The 19,573-nt window shown below is 31.1% G+C and carries 19 protein-coding genes; 2 read left to right on the plus strand and 17 right to left on the minus strand.

Annotation, left to right across the window (positions count from 1 at the left end):
* The first annotated feature begins 161 nt into the window (after positions 1–161).
* On the plus strand, positions 162–788 hold the full coding sequence (trhA, locus tag B6K90_RS00505) for a PAQR family membrane homeostasis protein TrhA (RefSeq protein WP_088010601.1): 627 nt from the start codon (positions 162–164) through the stop codon (positions 786–788).
* 182 nt (positions 789–970) lie between these two features.
* Here the strand turns inward: trhA and B6K90_RS00510 are convergent, their stop codons facing one another.
* From B6K90_RS00510 to B6K90_RS00575, 13 genes are all read right to left on the minus strand, one after another.
* The gene (locus B6K90_RS00510) at positions 971–1,678 is read right to left on the minus strand and encodes a lysophospholipid acyltransferase family protein (RefSeq protein WP_088010602.1); all 708 of its coding nucleotides are present in this window, start codon (positions 1,676–1,678) and stop codon (positions 971–973) included.
* Between the two features lie 546 nt (positions 1,679–2,224).
* A complete protein-coding gene (locus B6K90_RS00515; protein WP_167555235.1) occupies positions 2,225–2,878 on the minus strand; it encodes a hypothetical protein in 654 nt (217 codons plus the stop codon).
* Positions 2,879–3,758: 880 nt separating this feature from the next.
* Positions 3,759–4,004, minus strand: a complete 246-nt coding sequence (locus B6K90_RS00525; protein WP_088010605.1) for a hypothetical protein — start codon at positions 4,002–4,004, stop codon at positions 3,759–3,761.
* Between the two features lie 131 nt (positions 4,005–4,135).
* Positions 4,136–4,792: an FMN-dependent NADH-azoreductase gene (locus B6K90_RS00530; RefSeq protein WP_088010606.1), complete on the minus strand. Its 657-nt coding sequence runs from the start codon at positions 4,790–4,792 to the stop codon at positions 4,136–4,138.
* Positions 4,793–4,901: 109 nt separating this feature from the next.
* Positions 4,902–5,384, minus strand: coding sequence for a dihydrofolate reductase (locus B6K90_RS00535; RefSeq protein WP_088010607.1), 483 nt, complete (start codon positions 5,382–5,384; stop codon positions 4,902–4,904).
* Positions 5,381–6,175: a thymidylate synthase gene (locus B6K90_RS00540; protein ID WP_088010608.1), complete on the minus strand. Its 795-nt coding sequence runs from the start codon at positions 6,173–6,175 to the stop codon at positions 5,381–5,383. The genes B6K90_RS00535 and B6K90_RS00540 overlap by 4 nt, the downstream gene beginning before the upstream one ends.
* Positions 6,176–6,205: 30 nt before the next feature.
* A complete protein-coding gene (locus B6K90_RS00545) occupies positions 6,206–6,994 on the minus strand; it encodes a class I SAM-dependent methyltransferase (protein WP_088010609.1) in 789 nt (262 codons plus the stop codon).
* 41 nt (positions 6,995–7,035) lie between these two features.
* Positions 7,036–7,464: a BrxA/BrxB family bacilliredoxin gene (locus B6K90_RS00550; protein WP_025672116.1), complete on the minus strand. Its 429-nt coding sequence runs from the start codon at positions 7,462–7,464 to the stop codon at positions 7,036–7,038.
* Positions 7,464–8,618 carry a conserved virulence factor C family protein gene (locus tag B6K90_RS00555; protein WP_088010610.1) on the minus strand — a complete coding sequence of 385 codons (1,155 nt, stop codon included), beginning with the start codon at positions 8,616–8,618 and terminating at the stop codon, positions 7,464–7,466. Before B6K90_RS00555 ends, B6K90_RS00550 begins: the two co-directional genes overlap by 1 nt.
* A gap of 55 nt (positions 8,619–8,673) precedes the next feature.
* Positions 8,674–9,063: a single-stranded DNA-binding protein gene (locus B6K90_RS00560; RefSeq protein ID WP_167555236.1), complete on the minus strand. Its 390-nt coding sequence runs from the start codon at positions 9,061–9,063 to the stop codon at positions 8,674–8,676.
* Between the two features lie 164 nt (positions 9,064–9,227).
* Positions 9,228–11,117: an ABC-F family ATP-binding cassette domain-containing protein gene (locus B6K90_RS00565; RefSeq protein WP_088010612.1), complete on the minus strand. Its 1,890-nt coding sequence runs from the start codon at positions 11,115–11,117 to the stop codon at positions 9,228–9,230.
* A complete protein-coding gene (locus tag B6K90_RS00570) occupies positions 11,114–11,761 on the minus strand; it encodes an HD domain-containing protein (protein WP_088010613.1) in 648 nt (215 codons plus the stop codon). The genes B6K90_RS00565 and B6K90_RS00570 overlap by 4 nt, the downstream gene beginning before the upstream one ends.
* A gap of 182 nt (positions 11,762–11,943) precedes the next feature.
* On the minus strand, positions 11,944–12,426 hold the full coding sequence (locus B6K90_RS00575) for a glutathione peroxidase (RefSeq protein WP_088010614.1): 483 nt from the start codon (positions 12,424–12,426) through the stop codon (positions 11,944–11,946).
* 168 nt (positions 12,427–12,594) lie between these two features.
* On the opposite strand from B6K90_RS00575, the gene B6K90_RS00580 reads away from it, so the two are divergent.
* Positions 12,595–13,539 (plus strand): MBL fold metallo-hydrolase, encoded by a 945-nt coding sequence (locus B6K90_RS00580; protein WP_088010615.1) that lies wholly within the window; start codon positions 12,595–12,597, stop codon positions 13,537–13,539.
* 38 nt (positions 13,540–13,577) lie between these two features.
* Here the strand turns inward: B6K90_RS00580 and B6K90_RS00585 are convergent, their stop codons facing one another.
* The 4 genes from B6K90_RS00585 to B6K90_RS00600 all read right to left on the minus strand — a co-directional run bounded on the left by B6K90_RS00585 (position 13,578) and on the right by B6K90_RS00600 (position 19,550).
* Complete coding sequence (locus B6K90_RS00585) at positions 13,578–14,795, minus strand: DEAD/DEAH box helicase (RefSeq protein WP_088010616.1); 1,218 nt, start codon at positions 14,793–14,795, stop codon at positions 13,578–13,580.
* Positions 14,796–15,323, minus strand: coding sequence for a hypothetical protein (locus tag B6K90_RS00590; protein ID WP_088010617.1), 528 nt, complete (start codon positions 15,321–15,323; stop codon positions 14,796–14,798). It lies immediately after the preceding gene.
* 124 nt (positions 15,324–15,447) lie between these two features.
* A complete protein-coding gene (locus tag B6K90_RS00595; RefSeq protein WP_212667527.1) occupies positions 15,448–17,319 on the minus strand; it encodes an ABC transporter ATP-binding protein in 1,872 nt (623 codons plus the stop codon).
* Entirely contained in the window at positions 17,316–19,550 is a 2,235-nt protein-coding gene (locus tag B6K90_RS00600; RefSeq protein ID WP_088010618.1) for an ABC transporter ATP-binding protein, read from the minus strand. Before B6K90_RS00600 ends, B6K90_RS00595 begins: the two co-directional genes overlap by 4 nt.
* Positions 19,551–19,573 lie beyond the last annotated feature (23 nt).

Here is a 19,573-nt window from a genome sequence, read left to right on the forward strand (position 1 = left end):
AATTTCAGATTACCATATATGTCTGTTTTTCGAAGAAACGTTGAAAATGACCTGTCAAAATTATACATACAGCTAAAAAATATTGAAAACATTAAATCTCTAGATTTGTTCATAATACTCTCAAGGATAAAAATGATTCAATTAAAATAGGAGGCATTTTTATGAGTAGATCAATGAAAGAAGAATTAGCAAATGCTATTACTCATGGGATTGGTGCATTACTGAGTATCCCAGCACTATATTATTTAATTAATAAGGCTATGAATAAAGGGACACCTTGGCATTTAATTTCCTTTACAATCTTTGGTTTGTCTATGTTGCTACTATATATTTGCTCAACATTACTCCATAGCGTCAGAGACCCAAAACTAATTAGGTTATTTACAATTTTAGATCACTCTGCAATTTATTTATTAATTGCTGGAACATATACTCCATTTTTACTCATAACATTAAGAGGAAAGATAGGCTGGTCCTTATTTACAATTATTTGGGGTTTGGCAGTTTCAGGTGTAATTTTTAAATTTATATATGTTAATAGGTTTGAATTATTTTCAACCATCGTTTATTTAATGATGGGCTGGCTAATGATTTTTGCAATTAAGCCTATTTATGTGGGACTATCTGGGATAGGATTTTTCTACTTATTATTAGGAGGGCTATTTTATTCGATCGGCACAATTTTTTTTCTAGTCAAAAGATGGCCATATAGTCATGCAATATGGCATTTATTTGTATTATTAGGTAGTGCCTCTATGTATTTTTGTATAGTTAAATTTGTTGTTTAAAAAAAGCGCTCCATTTTTAAATGAGCGCTTCAGACTGTTGACAAACGTTCGCTTTCTTCGTTGCTTCGCCTGTCTACGGTGCTCATTACCATCAAAGGTAACCCCGCTCCTCACCAAGCTTCTCGCCTCGAAAGACAAGCGCTTGCAATCAGTCTGATAATCAAGTTTTTAAGCGTTTTCGTTTATTTTTCAATAATCTCTTTAATATAGTTAGTTAATTCTTTTGGATCAGTTATTCCAATTTGTTCGGGATAAACTGGTGGATATACTTTAAGTGTAACATTTGCTGGTTTGATTCGATTACCATTAGCTTCTAAAATGTTATATGTCCCTTCAATTCTTACAGGAATAACAGGTACTCCTGATTTAGTTGCTAAATGGAAACTACCTGATTTAAATTCTCCAATTTTACTACTTTTACTTCTAGTACCTTCTGGAAAGATAACTAGTGAATGACCGTTTTTTAGTTTATCTATGCCTTCTTTTATAGCTTTAAGTGATTGTCTTCGATCACTTCTATCCATAAATACACTATGCATTTGTTCCATCCAATGTGGTACGATCGGTAGTTTCTTTAATTCGATTTTTGCAATAAATCCGATTGGCTTATTTAAATAGCCTAATAATAGTGGAATGTCAAAATTACTTTGATGATTACTCACAAATAGGACACCCTGGTCTCTAGGTATATTTTCTAACCCTTCAACCTTTACGTTACTACCAGTACAACCAATCATCATTTTCCCGAAATAATCAGGAAATTCGTGCATTCTACGATCTCTTTCATGTACAGGTAATTCTTTTGGTAATTTTTTTACTGATGATAATTTTAGCTTTGCTTCAATTACACCAATGACAATGCGTGTTGCAGCAAATATTGTGCGAAACATATTAATCCTCCGATAATTGAGTATGTTAATTATTATACAAAATGCCCAACCACTTGAAAAGTATTATTCATCGTGTTTGGCTTTTAAGAGTATGTAAGCATTTCGTACTAAAAATATATAAGTAGCAATTAAGGGATTGAAATCGTAGACAAGATACTTGAATCGAGTAGACAAAGCTAAATGTAGAAACAGTAAAAAACGTAAAATCAATTCGATCAACAGAAAAGGTAAAAAACTACCGGACAATTGTTAAAAGCAGTGGGCTGATTAATAGCGGTTCCAGGATTTATGACATAATCATACAGGATTATTTCAATAAGTGATCCATACCTCTAAGGTTTAGTCCTATCTATCCTCTCAAATACCTTCAATGTTTACTAAAACTAATAACTTCTTGAAAAGTTTAACAAAAACTTCCTGATTATGTTGTACGAGTTATGGCATTAGTTGAAATTAAAATTAAAGAAGATAGAGAAGTTATTAAACGAAAAAAGGGCGAACCAGGCCCTTTTTTCGTTTATTACTTATTAGTACGATAAACCATATTTAATGAGTTAAGATTGAAACGAAAGGATTTTCGTCTAATCTATTCCAGCTTACTGCCCCTGAAGTACTGAACGTTGGTCTGTAACCCGAATCAGCTGAAAGAGTGATGCTGCCAATACTTATATACTTATGAGCGTATGCACCGTATAAATTAAAATATTCATCCTCAGGAACTTTACTTTTAGTTTGCATTATTCTAAGGTACATTCTACCAGAGCCTTTGTAAACACCAGACGCACCACGTATGTCATATTTAGACTCAGCCGCATGCGCTTTCACATTAATTGGAATATCCTTCCTAGTTATGCCATTAGTATAATATCCGTCATAAAAACTATCATCTTCTGCCCAATATTCTCCGCTCCAAGTAAAACCAACAGTATCTGTCCATGTTTGATTCGGTGAAATACTCCACTCCCAGTTAATACCAAGTACATGACCAAATGTTTTGGTATCATCAGATCTGTAGTCATCTACCCACGCAGTCAAAGTAGCTCCATCCATATTCTCTGATTTTTTTTTACTACTAACACCCATTGTTGATATTGCTCCACTTTTTTCACTATTAACAAATTCATTTTCAATTTTTTTATAGTATGTAGCAAGCTCTTTTTCTTCTGAACTTATAGTGGGGTTAATACTTAGTTCGTTCAATTTTTTAATAATAACTTCTTCTTTATTTATTTTAAAATTTTCAAATTCTATTTTGCTTAATGGTAACATTAATGGTTTATTTGCATAAGAAAAATCAATTTCTCCATCAACAACTTTTCTTAAAAGTAATTCATAAGACTTAGTAGATGAACTACCGTATCTAACACTATCATTTTTTAAGATATTTTTTATTTCCTTAGTATCAAGTCTTTCAATGGTTTCAACATCGAATCCTTTTGATATTAATTTTTGTTGTTCCTTATATGTTAAATCAGAAACATTTTAGTGTCTGCATTAACAGTTGAAACTGATATAGATAATGCAATAGCCGTTGACAAGAATAAACCCGATTTTTTTCCTAACATTTCAGTACCTCCTTAATATATTGTAAGCGTGCTTACTCTATAAATTAAAACTCGATATTACCAATGCAAGCCCATAATATAAGAATGATAATAATTGAGAATAGTAGAGTATTAATATTTTCAATAATTTTATTTTCTTTTTTATCAATTATGTTTTTTAACATCTTTATTAATAATTTAAAAAATAAAATCGCTAAGAGCCAAACTATTAAAATAAGGTACAGCATATTTTACTACCTCCTTTTTTAGATAATTGTAAAATATTAAACTAAAAAAACATAATTTTTTTCAAGAAAAATGCAAAATTATTCTTAATTAAGAATTACCCTCTATTATATTTGCAATTTTCTAACAAAACATTCAATTTTTCTAATAAGACCCTAATATTTCCATTATTATCAGATCTTAATTCGAAATTAACTCCAGTTCTATAAAAAAAAAAGAACATAGGTGTTATTATCCCCTCAAAGTAGACAGTAAAAAGAATGGGTTCTAATATCTACGTTGGAAGGGCTTTAAATGGAAAGTGATATATGATGAATATTACTCATCATATTTGTTACGAACCCGCCTTCAGGTGAGAATAATGAAATTTTCTCATCATTATTCACTAATGTAGTGACCGATGATTCTGTTGTTATATCCTCAACAATCATTTGTCCAACTGGTTCAACAATTTTTGTTTGGGATGAATTCGAATAACCATTGTTCATCAATAATTGATGGCAAAGTTGCCAAGCCAAGTGATTATAAAATGTCATTTATGTTTACTAATATTCCTGTTTGAGATCTCCTTATTTCGCCTATATCCATACTTCCTAAAAATTTATGAGTTAAATCAAAAAAAAAAGAATCGGCTTTTATTTGCCGATTCTTTTAATATTGTGAATCTTTAGTTCGAAATTTTTGCGCCACTGAATTCTGCAGCAAGAACTTTAGCTTTTTCAATTGCATTTGCTTTAATTTCTTGTGCTTTATCTGGCATAGCAGCCATACCTTCTACGAATAATGTAGTTACATCAGTAACCCCAACAAAGTTTAAGATACTTGTTAAGTATGGGCTAGAGAAATTAATTCCAGCAGCAGGACCTTCTGAATATACGCCACCACTTGCTTGAATGTGTAATGCTTTTTTATTCTCAAGTAAACCAACTGGACCATTTTCAGTATATTTAAATGTTTTACCAGCAATTGAGATATTATCAATAAAGTTTTTTACAACTGATGGGAAACTAAAGTTCCAGAATGGAGTTACAAAAACATACTCATCAGCTTGAGTGAAAATTTCTAAGTTACGATTCATAGCAGCTAAAGTAGCTTGTTGATCAGCACTTAATTCTTCAAAAGCAGTACCGTTACCTAATTTGCCCCATGCATCAAATACATTTCCATCTAACATAGGAACATTTTCTTTAAATAAATCAAAATGAACAACTTCATTTTCAGGATTTGCTTTTTTGTACTCGTTAATAAATGCTTCCCCTACAGTTAGACCAAATGAATTTTCAATTGCATTTGGATTTGCAGTAATATAAAGTAATTTTTTCATCTTAACATCTTCCTCTCAGTTTCGTTTATCTTTAATTCGAGATTTATTATTAAAAATTAAGGGATAACCAAATCCCTTAACCTCATAATAATATCTTTAATTCAAGATGTCAATACTTTTTTTCATAAACAAAATATCTATATTTAATTTTTGATTTTTCATCGACTTGTACTTCAGATACAGATTTAACATTCCAGTCTTCCTTTGAAAAATTAGGGAAGAACGTATCCCCTTCAAAATTATGTTCAATTTCAGTAATATAAAGTGTATCTAAAAATGGGAATGTTAAATTAAAAATTTCCGCCCCACCGATAATAAATAAATCCTTATTTTTATTTTCTTCAACATAACTTATAACATCATTAATGACTGTAACACCTTCTGCTTGAAAGTCCTTTTGTCTTGTCACAACGATATTTTCTCGGTTTGGAAGTGGTCTACCAATCGAATCAAAAGTTTTTCTTCCCATAATAATTGTATACCCAGTAGTGACTTTTTTAAAATAAGCAAGCTCTTGTGGAAGATGCCAAGGCATCTTATTATTTAAGCCGATTACATTGTTTTCTGACATTGCAACTAATGCAGCAATCATACACTAACTACCCCTTTGATTGCAGGATGAAATTCATAATCTTCTAATGTAAAATCCTCAAATTTAAATTCAAAAATGTTTTTAATTTCAGGATTTAACTTCATTTTAGGTAAATTATGAGGCTTTCTTGTTAGTTGTAAATTTATTTGATCAAGATGATTTGTATAAATATGTGCGTCACCAAATGTATGTACAAAATCACCTAATTCTAAATCACATACTTGAGCAATCATCATTGTTAATAGTGCATAAGAAGCGATATTAAATGGAACTCCTAGGAAAATGTCAGCACTTCTTTGATAAAGCTGACAAGAAAGTTTTCCATCATTCACATAAAATTGGAAAAAACAATGACATGGTGCTAAAGCCATTTTATCAAGTTCTCCAACATTCCAAGCAGAAACAATCAGTCTTCGAGAATCTGGATTTGTTTTAATCTGATTAATCACTTCAGTAATTTGATCAATTGTTGAGCCGTCAGCAGCTTTCCATGATCTCCATTGTTCACCATAAACGGGACCTAAATTACCATTTTCATCTGCCCACTCATTCCAAATACGTACACCATTTTCTTTTAAATATTGAATGTTTGTGTCACCTTTTAAAAACCATAATAATTCATGAATGATTGATTTTAAATGAACTTTCTTAGTTGTTACTAAAGGAAAGCCCTCTTGAAGATTAAATCGCATTTGATAACCGAATGTACTAATCGTTCCTGTTCCAGTACGGTCTGTTTTTGTCATGCCATTGTCTAATACGTGTTTACATAAATCTAAGTATTGCTTCATATCGGCCTCCTAATTATGTATTATTCATTCTTAATGATGATCTTCACTAATTTCAATATAACCAAAGTGAAATTCTGATGATTTTCGAATTAATTGATTAAATCCATATTTTTTAAATCTTTCACTTCTAAAATGGTCTTTCAAAACTACTCTTTTTTTGGCAACGCGCTTAGCTTCGTTAATCACTTCATATGTCAGATCATCATATGCAGCTAAATTTTTCAATGCTGCAATCCCCGAAGAGGCTTCGATATTTTTTTCAAACATCGGATCAAAATAAACGATATCAAAAGATTGATCTGGAAGTGTCTTCAAATATGCTTTGTAATCTATATTTTTCACTTCAATTTTGTTAATGATATTCGACCAATCTAAAATGTTCTGTTTATTTGTTTTTAAACCTACCTTAGTCAAGTAAGCGATAATTTCGTTTTTCTCTAAGCCTATAACTTTTCCTTCGTCACCTACAACATAACTTGCAACAATACTATCTGAAGCCATTCCAAGCGTACAGTCTAATAGTGAATCACCTTTTGTTAATAAACAAGCGTCACAAAATGGATCATGTTCACCCTTTTTCAATCGTCTAATTCTAAAAACTGATGAGTTCGGGTGAAAAAAATATGGAATTGCTTGATCATCCTCATACCATTCTAATCTATTTTTACCTAATACTAGTATAGGTTTTTTAAATTTATCGTAGATTTCTTCAATGCTAAATTCTTTTCGGAGAATTAACTGTCCATTTAAGTCTGAAGCAATTTTTTCAGCTTCCTTTTCTAAATAAACATTTGGCCTTAAGCAAGTTGTAATAATCATACGTCTCCTTAATTAAGAAAAAAGAGGAAAAAAATCCTCTTTTACATTTGTGCAAATATAGATTGAATTCTAGCTTTAATATCTTCAGGAGTTGAGCCTTCAATTTGTTCGCGAGGAATAAATCCAACTACTTCTTTACCTTTAAATACTGCCATTGACGGTGAAGAAGGTGGGAAGTCAGCTAAATATTCTCTTAACGTTGCAGTTGCTTCTTTATCTTGTCCAGCAAATACCGTCATAACATTTGCAGGTTTCTTTTCTGATTCAATAACAGCTTGGACTGCAGAAGGTCTAGCAAGTCCAGCAGCACAACCACAAACTGAATTGATTACAAAAAATGCAGTATCATTTAATTCATTCATAAATGACTCTACTTCTTCCCCAGTAGTTAATTCTGTAAAACCATTTGAAGTTAGTTCTTCTCTCATTGGTTTTACGATCCCTTTCATGTACTCATCATATGCATTCATTAGTTTGTTTCTCCTTTTTCATTTTCTAATTTATTTCGTTCAGTCATTTGTTTCCATACTGAACCTAGTGCTTCCTCACCATTCTCAATTCGATGTAAAGCAAGCTGAACTTGTAATTTCACTTCGAATTCTGGGTCTTCTAATGCAGCTTTTAATGCTGGAATTGCACTTTCATCACCTAGTTCAAAAAGAAACATTGCTGCACGCCATCTAACTAATTTGCTTGGATCTTTTAATGCTTCAATCATAGATGGCATTGCTTCTTCATATCCTAAGTCTGATAGACAATCTCCAGCAATTCGTCTTACACCGACTGCCTTATCCTTTAAAGCCTCATATAAATAAGGTAACACTAATTCTGATTTTAACATACCTAAATAAGCTGTAGCTAATCTTCTTATTGAAACATGCTCATCTTTTAATGCGATTTTTAGTAAAGGTAAATCTTCAAGTGTAGGATCGATTTTTATAAATCTAGCATACCTTTTTTTCCAATCTTTTTCTTCAAAAATATCTGCAGTAAATGGTTCAAATTTAGGAACTTCTTTTTTCTCTACATTAGAAACATGATCCGTCATCACTTCGTTCACGATATTCTTTATATCGTTTTCAGTGTGAGTAGCAGTTAATTCATCAATAATTTCTTTTTCAATTGTTGATAATTCACCATAACGAATTCCATAATCAATCCACTGTCTTTCAAATACAACATTTGATGAAGATGTTGTTAATTTCATAATTGCTTCTTTATAGTATGGTGGTAAAGCTGCTCTTTGTTCTTCACCATTTACAATTAATTTCAATTGCATTGGAATATTATGATACATTTGAACAAATACTTGGACCTCACCAAAATGATTATCAATTATCGTTTCATTTGTAGCTTCATCATTTACTTCTTCACCAAATACATTTCTGACTTGAAGTAAAATAGTTTGCCAATTTGCATTTGACTTACGATCAATGGCAATGAAATCAGCAACATGATAGACACTTTTGATTCCTTCAATCCCCAATATTTCTTGTATTATTAATGGTGCCTTGTCAATATTATCAATAGAATAATGATTTCTACTTCCTGATGGCAATTCCTCATCTAATAACACTTTCATTGTATTAGGACTTGGTGTTGGTTCGATAGACTTAATTTTCATCTTAATCTCCTCTTCTTGTTATTTAGTCCATTCTATCAAAAAGAGGAAAATCTCACTATTGTAACGCCTTAACGAATTCTTCAAAGTCATTCGTACTTGATTCGACTGCGTTGTGAGCTAATTCTTCAGATCGACGAGTAAAAAGGTGAAATTTCTCAACTATTATTTCCGTCACATAAATAGGTTTTTCAGAATCCTTTACATAACTAGAGGTTTTAATAACACCTTCAATCGATACTTCCATACCTCTTTTTGCTTTTTTAGTAGCATACTCAGCAATTTGACCCCATAATTTTACTGAAACATAATTCGTTCTCGTTTTTTTCAGATAATCTGAATAAACATTCGTAGCAATATTAATAAAAGTTGTTTTCCTTCCATTCGGTGTAGTTTGTAAAATGGGTTCTTTTGTTAATCTTCCTACTATTACAACATTGTTTATCATTATTACCATCTCCTTTATTTTTTTCTACAATACAAAATTATTGTAAGTTCGTAAAAAAAGGAAAATAGTATTTTAAATAAACTTTTATTTTTAAAAATACATTATGGAATAAAAAATCTTGATTAGTAAAATGACATAATAATCCAAAACTCAAATTTAATAATCTACTTTAAACTTTCAACTAGATCACTTAAAACTGACCAACGCTCCATTTTCTGTTCTAACCCTGCTTCTTTCTCTTCAATTTCTTTAGAAAGTTTATAAGCCTCATCAAAATTAGAACCTACACCTTGTAATTTTTCATTTAGTGTCTCAATCTCATTTTCAAGTTTTTCAATATCTGATTCAATGCTATCCCATTCTTTTTGTTCTTGATAAGTTAATCGCTTTTTCTTCTGTTCTTTTTGATAAACTGGTTTTTCAATTGTCTCTTTTATAACATCGACTTCACGTTTTTCGTTAGATTGTCGTTCTAAATAATCCGTATAGCTTTCTAATGTAGATGAAATTTTTCCTTCACCTTCGAAAATTAATAATTTATTTGTAACTTTATCTAAGAAATAACGATCATGTGATACAGTAACTACTACGCCACTAAAATTCTCGATATAGTCTTCTAAAACTGTTAACGTATCGATATCTAAATCGTTTGTTGGTTCATCAAGTAATAATAAATTTGGAGCAGTCATTAACAGTCTTAGTAAATAGAGTCTTCTTTTCTCGCCACCAGAAAGTTTACCCAATTGTACACCATGAGATTGAGTAGGAAATAAGAATGTTTCAAGCATTTGTGAAGCTGAAATTGTTTTTCCATCTGGGGTATGAATGACTTCTGCTTCTTCCTTAATATAATCGATCATTCTCATAGTTGGTTTCACATTTTCTTGTATTTGAGTATAGTATGCTACTTTAACTGTTTGTCCAATTTCAATTTCACCTGAATCAACTTGTTCTTCTCCAACAAGCATTTTCAATAAAGTTGTCTTACCCGCACCGTTTTCACCAATTATTCCAATTCGATCAGTTTGAAGTAAAAGTAAATTAAAATTATCTAAAATCGTTTTCTCATTGAATGACTTATTAACATGTTTAAACTCAACAACTTTTTTACCTAAACGAGTTTGTTGAAAGTTCATCTCTAATTCTACTTTTTCTTGATTATTAAGTTTACCCGATAGTTCATCAAATCGTTGAATACGAGCTTTTTGCTTAGTCGTTCTAGCTTTAGCCCCTCTACGCATCCAAGCTAATTCTCTTCTAAATAGGTTGTTTCTTTTTTCATTTGTAGCTGCCTCTTGCTCTTCCCTGGCAGCTCTTTGTTCAATATAATACTGATAGTTTCCTTCATAGCGATAGATATTACTATTTGATAACTCTAATAATGCTGTTGTAACTTCATCTAAAAAATAACGATCATGTGTGACAAATAATACCGCATTTTGCAGTCTTTTTATGTATTCTTGTAAAAACACGATACATTCATAATCCAAATGGTTCGTAGGCTCATCTAAAATTAATAAATCACATGGATGTATTAATGCTTTTGCTAAGGCTACTCGTTTCTTCTGACCACCTGAAAGTAATGAGACATCTAAATTTAAATTTGATAAACCTAATTTCGATAAAATTGTCTTTGCATTTGCTTCCAGATCCCAACCATTTAATGTATCCATTTCAGCTTGTAATTTTAATAATTCATTTTGAAGGCTTTGATTTAATGGATCTTCTCCGAGTGCTTGTAATGTTTTTTCATATGATTTTACTAAAACCATTACTTTATCATCACTCTCAAATACTGCTTCGAGAATCGTTTGGTTTTTATCAAAGTCTTCATGTTGAGGCAAATAACTTATTACATAATCTTTTGGAGTCGTTATTTTTCCTTCATCTGCTGACTCGACCCCAGCTATAATTTTTAATAAACTCGATTTACCTGTTCCATTTATACCTAATAATCCAATTTTTTGACCTTCACTTACGGTAAATGAAATTTTATCGAATAAAGTTTTTTCTCCATACGTTTTAATTAAATTTTCTACACTTAAAATCTTCATATTTTAAAATTCCACTCTTTCATAAATTCATCGATGAATTTTTCTACAAATAGATGCCTTTCCTCGGCTAATTCTAATGCTGTATTTGTATTCATTAAGTCTTTTAGTTTTAATATTTTTTCATAGAAGTGATGTAATGAAGAACTTTTGTCACTTCTATATTCTTCGATCGTCATGTTTTCTCTTATTTTAAATTCTGGGTTAAACATACTACGACCTTTTTTACCTCCGTACGCAAACGTTCTTGCAACTCCAATTGCTCCAATTGCATCCAAACGATCAGCATCTTGTACAATTTTACCTTCTAATGTTGATGGAATAACACCATTCCCTCCTTTATAGGAGATATTTTCGATTATGTACATGATTGTATTTACGTTTTCTTTACTATTTAATAATTCATTTAGAACTGTTTCTAATTGAGTTTTCTGAGCTTCAAGATTATCATGTAATTTATCATCTATTACATCGTGCACTAATGCAGCACACTCTACGATGAATTGATTTGCATTTTCTTTTTGAGCAATATGTACTGCTAAGTTTCTAACCCGGTCAATATGATACCAGTCATGTCCAGAACTATCACCTTGATGAAGATTTCGAACATAATTTTCTAATTGTAATATGATTTCCTGCTGATTCATACTCGTACCTCCATAAATCGACTAGTGATATTATATCATTTTTCTATCACCGTAAAACATTAATAGGTTAAGAGGCAATCAAATTTATAAAAAAAACCTTCACTTTTTGTGGAGGTTTTTAGAGTGTAGATAAAGTCTACAATTATGATTTTATATTTCATTAATAGCTATCTAATTCTATTTTACGCTTTCAATAATTTCTCAATTGTCGATCTCATCTCTTGAGGATTTGTTTGAGGAGCAAATCGTTCAATGACTTCACCATTTTTATCAATAATAAATTTAGTAAAGTTCCATTTTATTGATTTTAACCCCATAATACCTGGAGCTTTTGAGCTTAAATATTTAAAAAGTGGATCTGCTTTGTCACCATTTACATCAATTTTTCCAAAAACAGGGAAGGTTACACCAAAATTTAATTCACAAAAACTTTGAATTTCTTCATTTGAACCTGGTTCTTGATTCATAAATTGATTACATGGAAAACCAAGAATCACTAATCCCTCTTCTTTATATTCTTCATATAATGCCTGTAAATCTTTATATTGAGGAGTATATCCACATGCACTTGCAGTATTTACAACAATAATCACTTTATCTTTATAATTTGAAAGAGATACATCTTCGCCTTTGCTATCTTTTACTTCAAAATCATAAATACTCATTTCACATTCCTCCTACTTCCTTATAATGTTAATAGTAATTATTTTCCATCAAAAAGTCTAATTCTAAATACTATATTTTGAAAAAAATCTTCAAACATATTAGTATTTAACTTATAGTTTAATTAAACTATTTTCTTCACCTTTAAATTTAAGAATGGAGGTAAGATTATGCAAGATTTAGGCTTTAATACATATTTAATTGATTTATTTGATTTGTCGTTTAAGGAACGAACGGGTAGCTACATTATTTTTGATGATGATATTACAATCATAGAAACAAGTGCAAGCCCTTCCCATGAGTATTTATTACAAGGATTAAAAGAGCTACAAATTTCATTTGACAGAATTAAACGTGTTATCGTAACACATATTCATTTAGATCACTCAGGTGGCGCTGGCTTACTAATGGAAAAATGTCCTAATGCAACTCTTTTTGTACATCCTAAAGGAGCTAGACATTTAGAAGATCCGACAAAATTAATTGCGAGTGCGAAACAAGTTTATGGTGATGATTTTGATCGATTATTTAATCCAATTCTTCCTATTGACTCTTCTAAAATTTATCAAGTAGCCGATGGCGAAGAACTTGTTATTAGTAAAAATCGTAAACTAACATTTTTACATACTCCAGGACATGCCAATCACCATATTTCAATTTTCGATTCTTCTAGTAAATTTATGTATACAGGAGATACATTAGGTATTTATTATCCACAGCTTCAAAAGGAAATAGGGACGTTTATTTTACCATCGACATCACCTAACCAATTTTCATCCGAAGCAACGCTAAGTTCATCAGAAAAAATTCAAAAGTATAATCCAAATGCTATTTGCTTCGGTCATTTTGGATTAACTAGAGATACAAGTTTCGTATATGAGTCTTTAAAACAATATTTAGATCGTTTTATAAAACTGACTGCTTCCACGCTTGAAGAAAATAAAGAGCAACCTTTTTATGAGAAAAGTAGGATTCTATCATCGGCACTATACAATGAAGTAAAGCACGATCTTCAAAATAAGAATATTGATGAGAATCATCCAGTTTTCGAGATTATTAAGTTAGATTTAGAAGTTTCAGCTATGGGATTAGTACTAGCTATGGATCAAAATTAACAAACTAAAAAACTTCAGCCATTTGGCTGAAGTTTTTGTTATTTTTTATTTTTTTTCATTGGTTTATTTTTGCTTGAAACTAACTTTTTATTTTGATTCGAAACTGGTTTCGTTTGTGTTTCATTCAATTGGTTTTCTTTCATTTCGAATTTTTGTATTTCACCATGTGAAACTATTAAATGTTCAAAAAACAATTTTTGAGTTCCTCTTAAGCTAAATAAATTCTTTTTCTCTCGAGGTGTTACTAAGTTTATGACAGTACCTTGTTTACCCATTCTTCCTACACGGCCACTTCGATGAGTATATTGTTCAACTTTTTCAGGTACATCAAGTGTTATGACATATGGCAACTCTTGTAAATCAATCCCTCGTGCTGCTACGTCAGTAGAAAATAGTAAAGTAGTTTTACCAACTTGAAGATCTTTTAAAACTCGGCTTCTTTCCATTTTCCCTAATTTTGAATGGAGTACCGCTGTTTTAATTCCTCTAAAATTTAATTTAGAAGCGAATCCTTCAAGTTTAAATGGATCATTACTAAATACGATTGCTTTCATATTTTGAACAGAACCAATTCTTCTAAGTAATTCTAGCTTCTCTCGTTCTTCACATGGAATAAACCCATGAACAATATTTCCTTCCAAGCTTTGCTCAATCGAAATTTCTTTTAGATTTGAACTAGTTTCTTTTGCAAACTGCATTGCCGCTGGTGTAATCGTTGCAGATAAAAATAATAGTTGGCGATCTTTCATTGTTGCTTTGACAATTTGCGGTAAATCATTTTGATCATCCGTTTTTAATAATTCATCTACTTCATCAAAAACAATTGTCTTAACACAATGCATTTTTAATTTTTTTTGTTTAATTAGTTGTGAGATTCGGCCTGGTGATCCAACGATAATTTTAGGCTTCTGTTTTAATTTTTCGATCTGACGTTTTATATCAGCTCCTCCAACAATTGAGGCAACCTTAATATTTGTATTTTGTGTATAGTCTTGAACAACCTGAAAAATTTGCATTACAAGTTCACGAGTTGGAGCCATAATAATAATTTGAGGATTTTCTTCCTTTTCATCAACCTTATTAATCAAGGGTAAAACATATGCAAGCGTCTTACCAGTACCAGTGGGAGATTGCGCTATAACATCGTTCCCTTCTAAAATCGCGGGAATTGCTTCCTCTTGAACTGCTGTCCATTTCGTAATATTATTTGCTTTTATTTTTAAGATTGTTTGTTCTGCTAATTGAAAATGTTCCATTTAAATCTCCTTTAATATTTGCTCATCGTACCATTGTAACATTATTTCTGTTATATGTACCAATTCTTCTATAAGATCGAAGTCATCTTCGGTCATTTTATTTTGAAATTTTATGTTTACTGACGATTCAATAATATTTTTATCTAAAATAGAGTGTTTAATGTTATAAACGGGAGTATATTGCTCTTTTGTCTTATTTTGAAATAAAAGTAGACTTCTTTGAATAATTTCGATTTCTAATGGTATAGGAAAAGAAAATTCAATTTCAATATAACATCCTACTTCAGTATTTCCATTAATTAATTCATTATATAAATCACTAGCTGTTGTTCTCATTGAAAATGTGCAACTTGTTTTTTTAGTCGACATGTTTAACTTTTTAAATTGAATTGAGAATACTCGATCCATTTTGGATAGATTAACCAAGTCATTTCTGTCGATGATTTCATATTCTCCATCTAAATCTTTGTCATATATAAGCCCTTCTACTATAACCTTCATATTATCAAAAGCGGTCGGATCAAACATTATACAAACTCCTTTAATTTAAAGATTCCCAAATTCGCTTATTTTCTATTATGTTTCATCATAAACGAACCACACAAAAAATAATCCGATAAAATCACCTTAATCAATTTTATCGGATCTAGATTTATTTAATTACTTCAAATTGGCTATTATAAAGGTTTGCATAGTAACCTTCTTTATCAATTAATTCATCATGCGTACCTTGTTCAATAATATCGCCATCCTTCATACAAAGAATCAAATCTGCATTTCGAATAGTCGAAAGGCGATGCGCAATCACAAAACTTGTTCTTCCTACCATTAAATTGTCCATTGCTTTTTGAATGAGTGCTTCAGTTCTCGTATCAACACTACTTGTTGCTTCATCTAAAATTAATATTTCAGGATCTGCCAAAATCGCTCGAGCAATTGTTATAAGCTGCTTTTGACCTTGGGATATATTAGTCACTTCTTCGTTAAGTACCATATTGTATCCATCAGGCAAGGCACGAATAAAATGATCAGCCTGTGCAGAAATAGAGGCATTTGAAACTTCTTCATCCGTTGCAGTAAGTCTTCCATACCTGATATTATCTGCAATTGTTCCATTAAAAAGCCACGTATCTTGAAGTACCATTCCAAATAGAGATCTAAGATCATCTCTTTTAAACTTCTTTATATTATGTCCACCGATTGTGATTTCTCCACTATTAACATCGTAAAACCGCATTAATAAATTAACGATTGTTGATTTCCCTGCACCAGTTGGTCCAACAATTGCAATTTTTTGGCCAGGTTTAACTAATAAATTAAAATCATGAATAATCATTTTTTCAGGTGTATAACCAAATGCAACGTGATTAAAACGAACTTGACTAGTTATTTCATTCTGCTTAATTGAAAAAGCATTCGTTTCTTCATGTACTTCTTCTACTTCATCTAAAAATTCAAATACTCTTTCTGCCGCAGCTGCTGTTTGTTGAAGTACATTTGATATATTAGCAATCTGAGAAATCGGCTGAGTAAATGATCGAACATATTGAATGAAAGCTTGAATTCCACCAACTGTCATAGATCCGTTTGCAGTAAAATATCCACCTAGTATACAAATCGCAACGTAACCAATGTTTCCAATAAAGGATGTAATTGGAATCATAAGCCCTGATAGGAAATTTGCTCTCCATGCCGATTTATACAACGCATCATTATACTCTCTAAAAGCTCTTGTTGAATCCTCTTCACCATTAAATGCTTTTACTATTACATGATTACCTAACATCTCTTCTACATGTCCATTTACTTTACCTAAATACTTCTGTTGATTAATAAAATGTTTTTGAGATTTTTTAACTATCATCATTACAAATACCATTGAAAGAGGCAAAATACATAACGCTACAATTGTAAGTTTCCAACTAATCGATATCATCATAATTGATATACCAATAATCGAAGTAATAGATGTGATTATCTGCGTTAAACTTTGGTTTAATGTTTGATTAATTGTATCGACATCATTTGTAATTCTAGAAAGAACTTCACCATGACTCGTCTGATCTAAATACCTTAAAGGTAACTTATGAATCTTATCATTTATATCACTTCTAAGCTTATATGTTACTTTCATCGTAACACCACTCATTACATAGCCTTGTAAATATGCAAAAAGAGAGCTTAATAAATATAAACCTATTAACCATAATCCAATTACACTAATTTTTCCGAAGTTAATTTTTCCACTACCACTAATTTGTTTCATAACTCCAGAAAAAATTTCATCAGTCGCTTTACCAAGAATTTTTGGACCTAATATTGTAAAAACCGTTGAAACAATTGCTAATAGAAAAACGAAAAAGATTGTTCTTTTATGGACTCCTAAATAACTCATCAATTTAGCCATTGAACCTTTAAAATCTTTAGCTTTTTGACCAGCCATTGGAATATTTCTTCCAAACATATGTCCGTGCCCACGACCACCGCTCTGATTTTGAAATATATTTTTATTAGAATTGCTCATGCTAATTCCTCCTTGGATAACTGCGATGAAGCAATTTCTAAGTATTCTGGGCAATTTTTAAGTAGTTCTTTATGAGTACCTTGACCTACAATCCTGCCATTATCTAAAACAATGATTTGTTCGGCATTCATAATCGTATTTACACGTTGAGCAATAATGATCATCGTACTAGTTTCTATATTTTCACTTAAAGCCTTTCTTAATGCCAAATCCGTCTTAAAATCAAGTGCTGAGAAACTATCGTCAAAAATAAGAATTTCGGGTTTCTTTGCTAGTGCTCGGGCGATTGAAATTCTTTGTTTTTGACCGCCAGAAACATTATCCCCACCTTGAGAAATGTCAGAATTAAAGTGACCTTCTTTTTGGGAGATAAATTCACTTGCTTGAGCAATCTGAGAAACTTTTTCCATTTCTTCATCAGAAATATTTTTATTACCGTATTTTATATTTGAAGCAATTGTTCCCGTTAATAGCAGTCCCTTTTGAGGTACATAACCTATTTTAGCTCTTAAATCTTTTTGGTTAACTTCTCGTAGATCAACACCATTTACTAAAACTTCCCCTTTGGAAACATCATAAAAACGGAGAATTAAATTTGCGATTGTAGATTTTCCCGAGCCAGTTGGACCGATAATAGCAGTTGTTTGTCCGGGTTTTGTAACAAATGAAATATGATTTAAAACATCATTTTCAGCACCTTCATATCGGAAACAAACATTTTTAAATTCAATTAATCCTTTTTTATCCGCATCAAAACTTTTATTATTTTCTGGATCGATAATTGATACATCGGTAGACAGTACTTCAGAAATTCGTGTAGCAGAAACAGCAGCTCTAGGTACAAGGATAAACATGATTGATATCATTAAAAATGCTGTGATAATTTGCATTGCATATTGCATAAATGCTATCATATCACCCACTTGCATATCAGATTTTGCTATTTGATGTGCTCCTACCCAAATGATTAATAATGATGAACCATTCATAATCAACATCATAGCAGGCATCATCATCGTCATCGTTCTGTTCACAAATAAATTCGTTTTTGTTAAATCGCTGTTTACGTCTTGAAATCGCTTTTTTTCATAGGAAGCATTTCCAAAAGCTCTTATTACCATTAAACCAGTTAAATTTTCTCTTGAAACTAGATTTAACTTATCAATTAACTTTTGAATCAATTTAAACTTTGGAATTGCAACCGTCATGATCGCCATAATTAAACTAAGTAGCACTATGACAGCAAGTGCAATTATCCAGCTCATCGAAGCGGATTTATTGATCGCCATGATGATTCCGCCGATCCCCATAATTGGTGCATAACAGATCATTCGAATTCCCATCATTAATAGAGTTTGAATTTGCATTACATCATTCGTACATCTTGTAATAAGAGAAGCTGTTGAGAATTTATCAAATTCATTGTTTGAAAAGCTTTCAATTTTTTTGAAAACATCTTTGCGTAAATTCCTAGCAACACCTGAGGCAATCCTTGAGGACAAAAAGCTGACTATGACTGTTGCTATTCCACCAAGCAAAGCAATTGCAATCATAATTAAACCAATTTTAACGATATATAAATTTCCTATTTTATGTAAATTAACCCCTAGTTCAGTATAAAATGCTTTCGTCATCAAAATACCACTTTGAGTAAGTAAGGTTTTATCGGACGAAATCGCTTTATTATGTGCGTTTATTATCGTATTTCCAGAAAGCTTATCAAACATTGGTTGCAACTCATATAGTTTATTCAAATCGATCTTATTTGAACGCTGTGAAGAACTATTATTAGTATGATTGACTTTTCCAGTAGATTCTTCTTGTATTAAAGTAAAAAGAGTCCAAGTAGCAACACCAAATGAATAATCAAGTTGGTTTTCTATTTTCTTATTTGTTTCTTTTTTGACATATAAGTTTTTATCTGCCTTTTTGTAAATACTTTTGTAAGTTTTACCTTTTTGGTTTTTATCCGATGTAGATTTTAAATCATAATGATTCATTACAATTTCTTTTTCTTTTTCTGTCATAAAGGTAGTCATTAGTTTCATACCTTTTTGACTAATTGCATCTGGAGCAACATGCAATATGCCATTTTGCTGAATGCCATTGTTTACGATTTCGGACATATAGTTAGGTAAGTTCAGATCACACATAGCCTGACCAAATAGGAATAATATAGCTAAAATTACGCTTGTACTAAATGCTTTTAAATACTTAGCTAACTTGATCAAATGAGCATCTCCCCTATTATGAT

This window comes from Gottfriedia acidiceleris (assembly GCF_002128425.1).
Classification (GTDB): Bacteria; Bacillota; Bacilli; order Bacillales; family Bacillaceae_G; genus Gottfriedia; species Gottfriedia acidiceleris.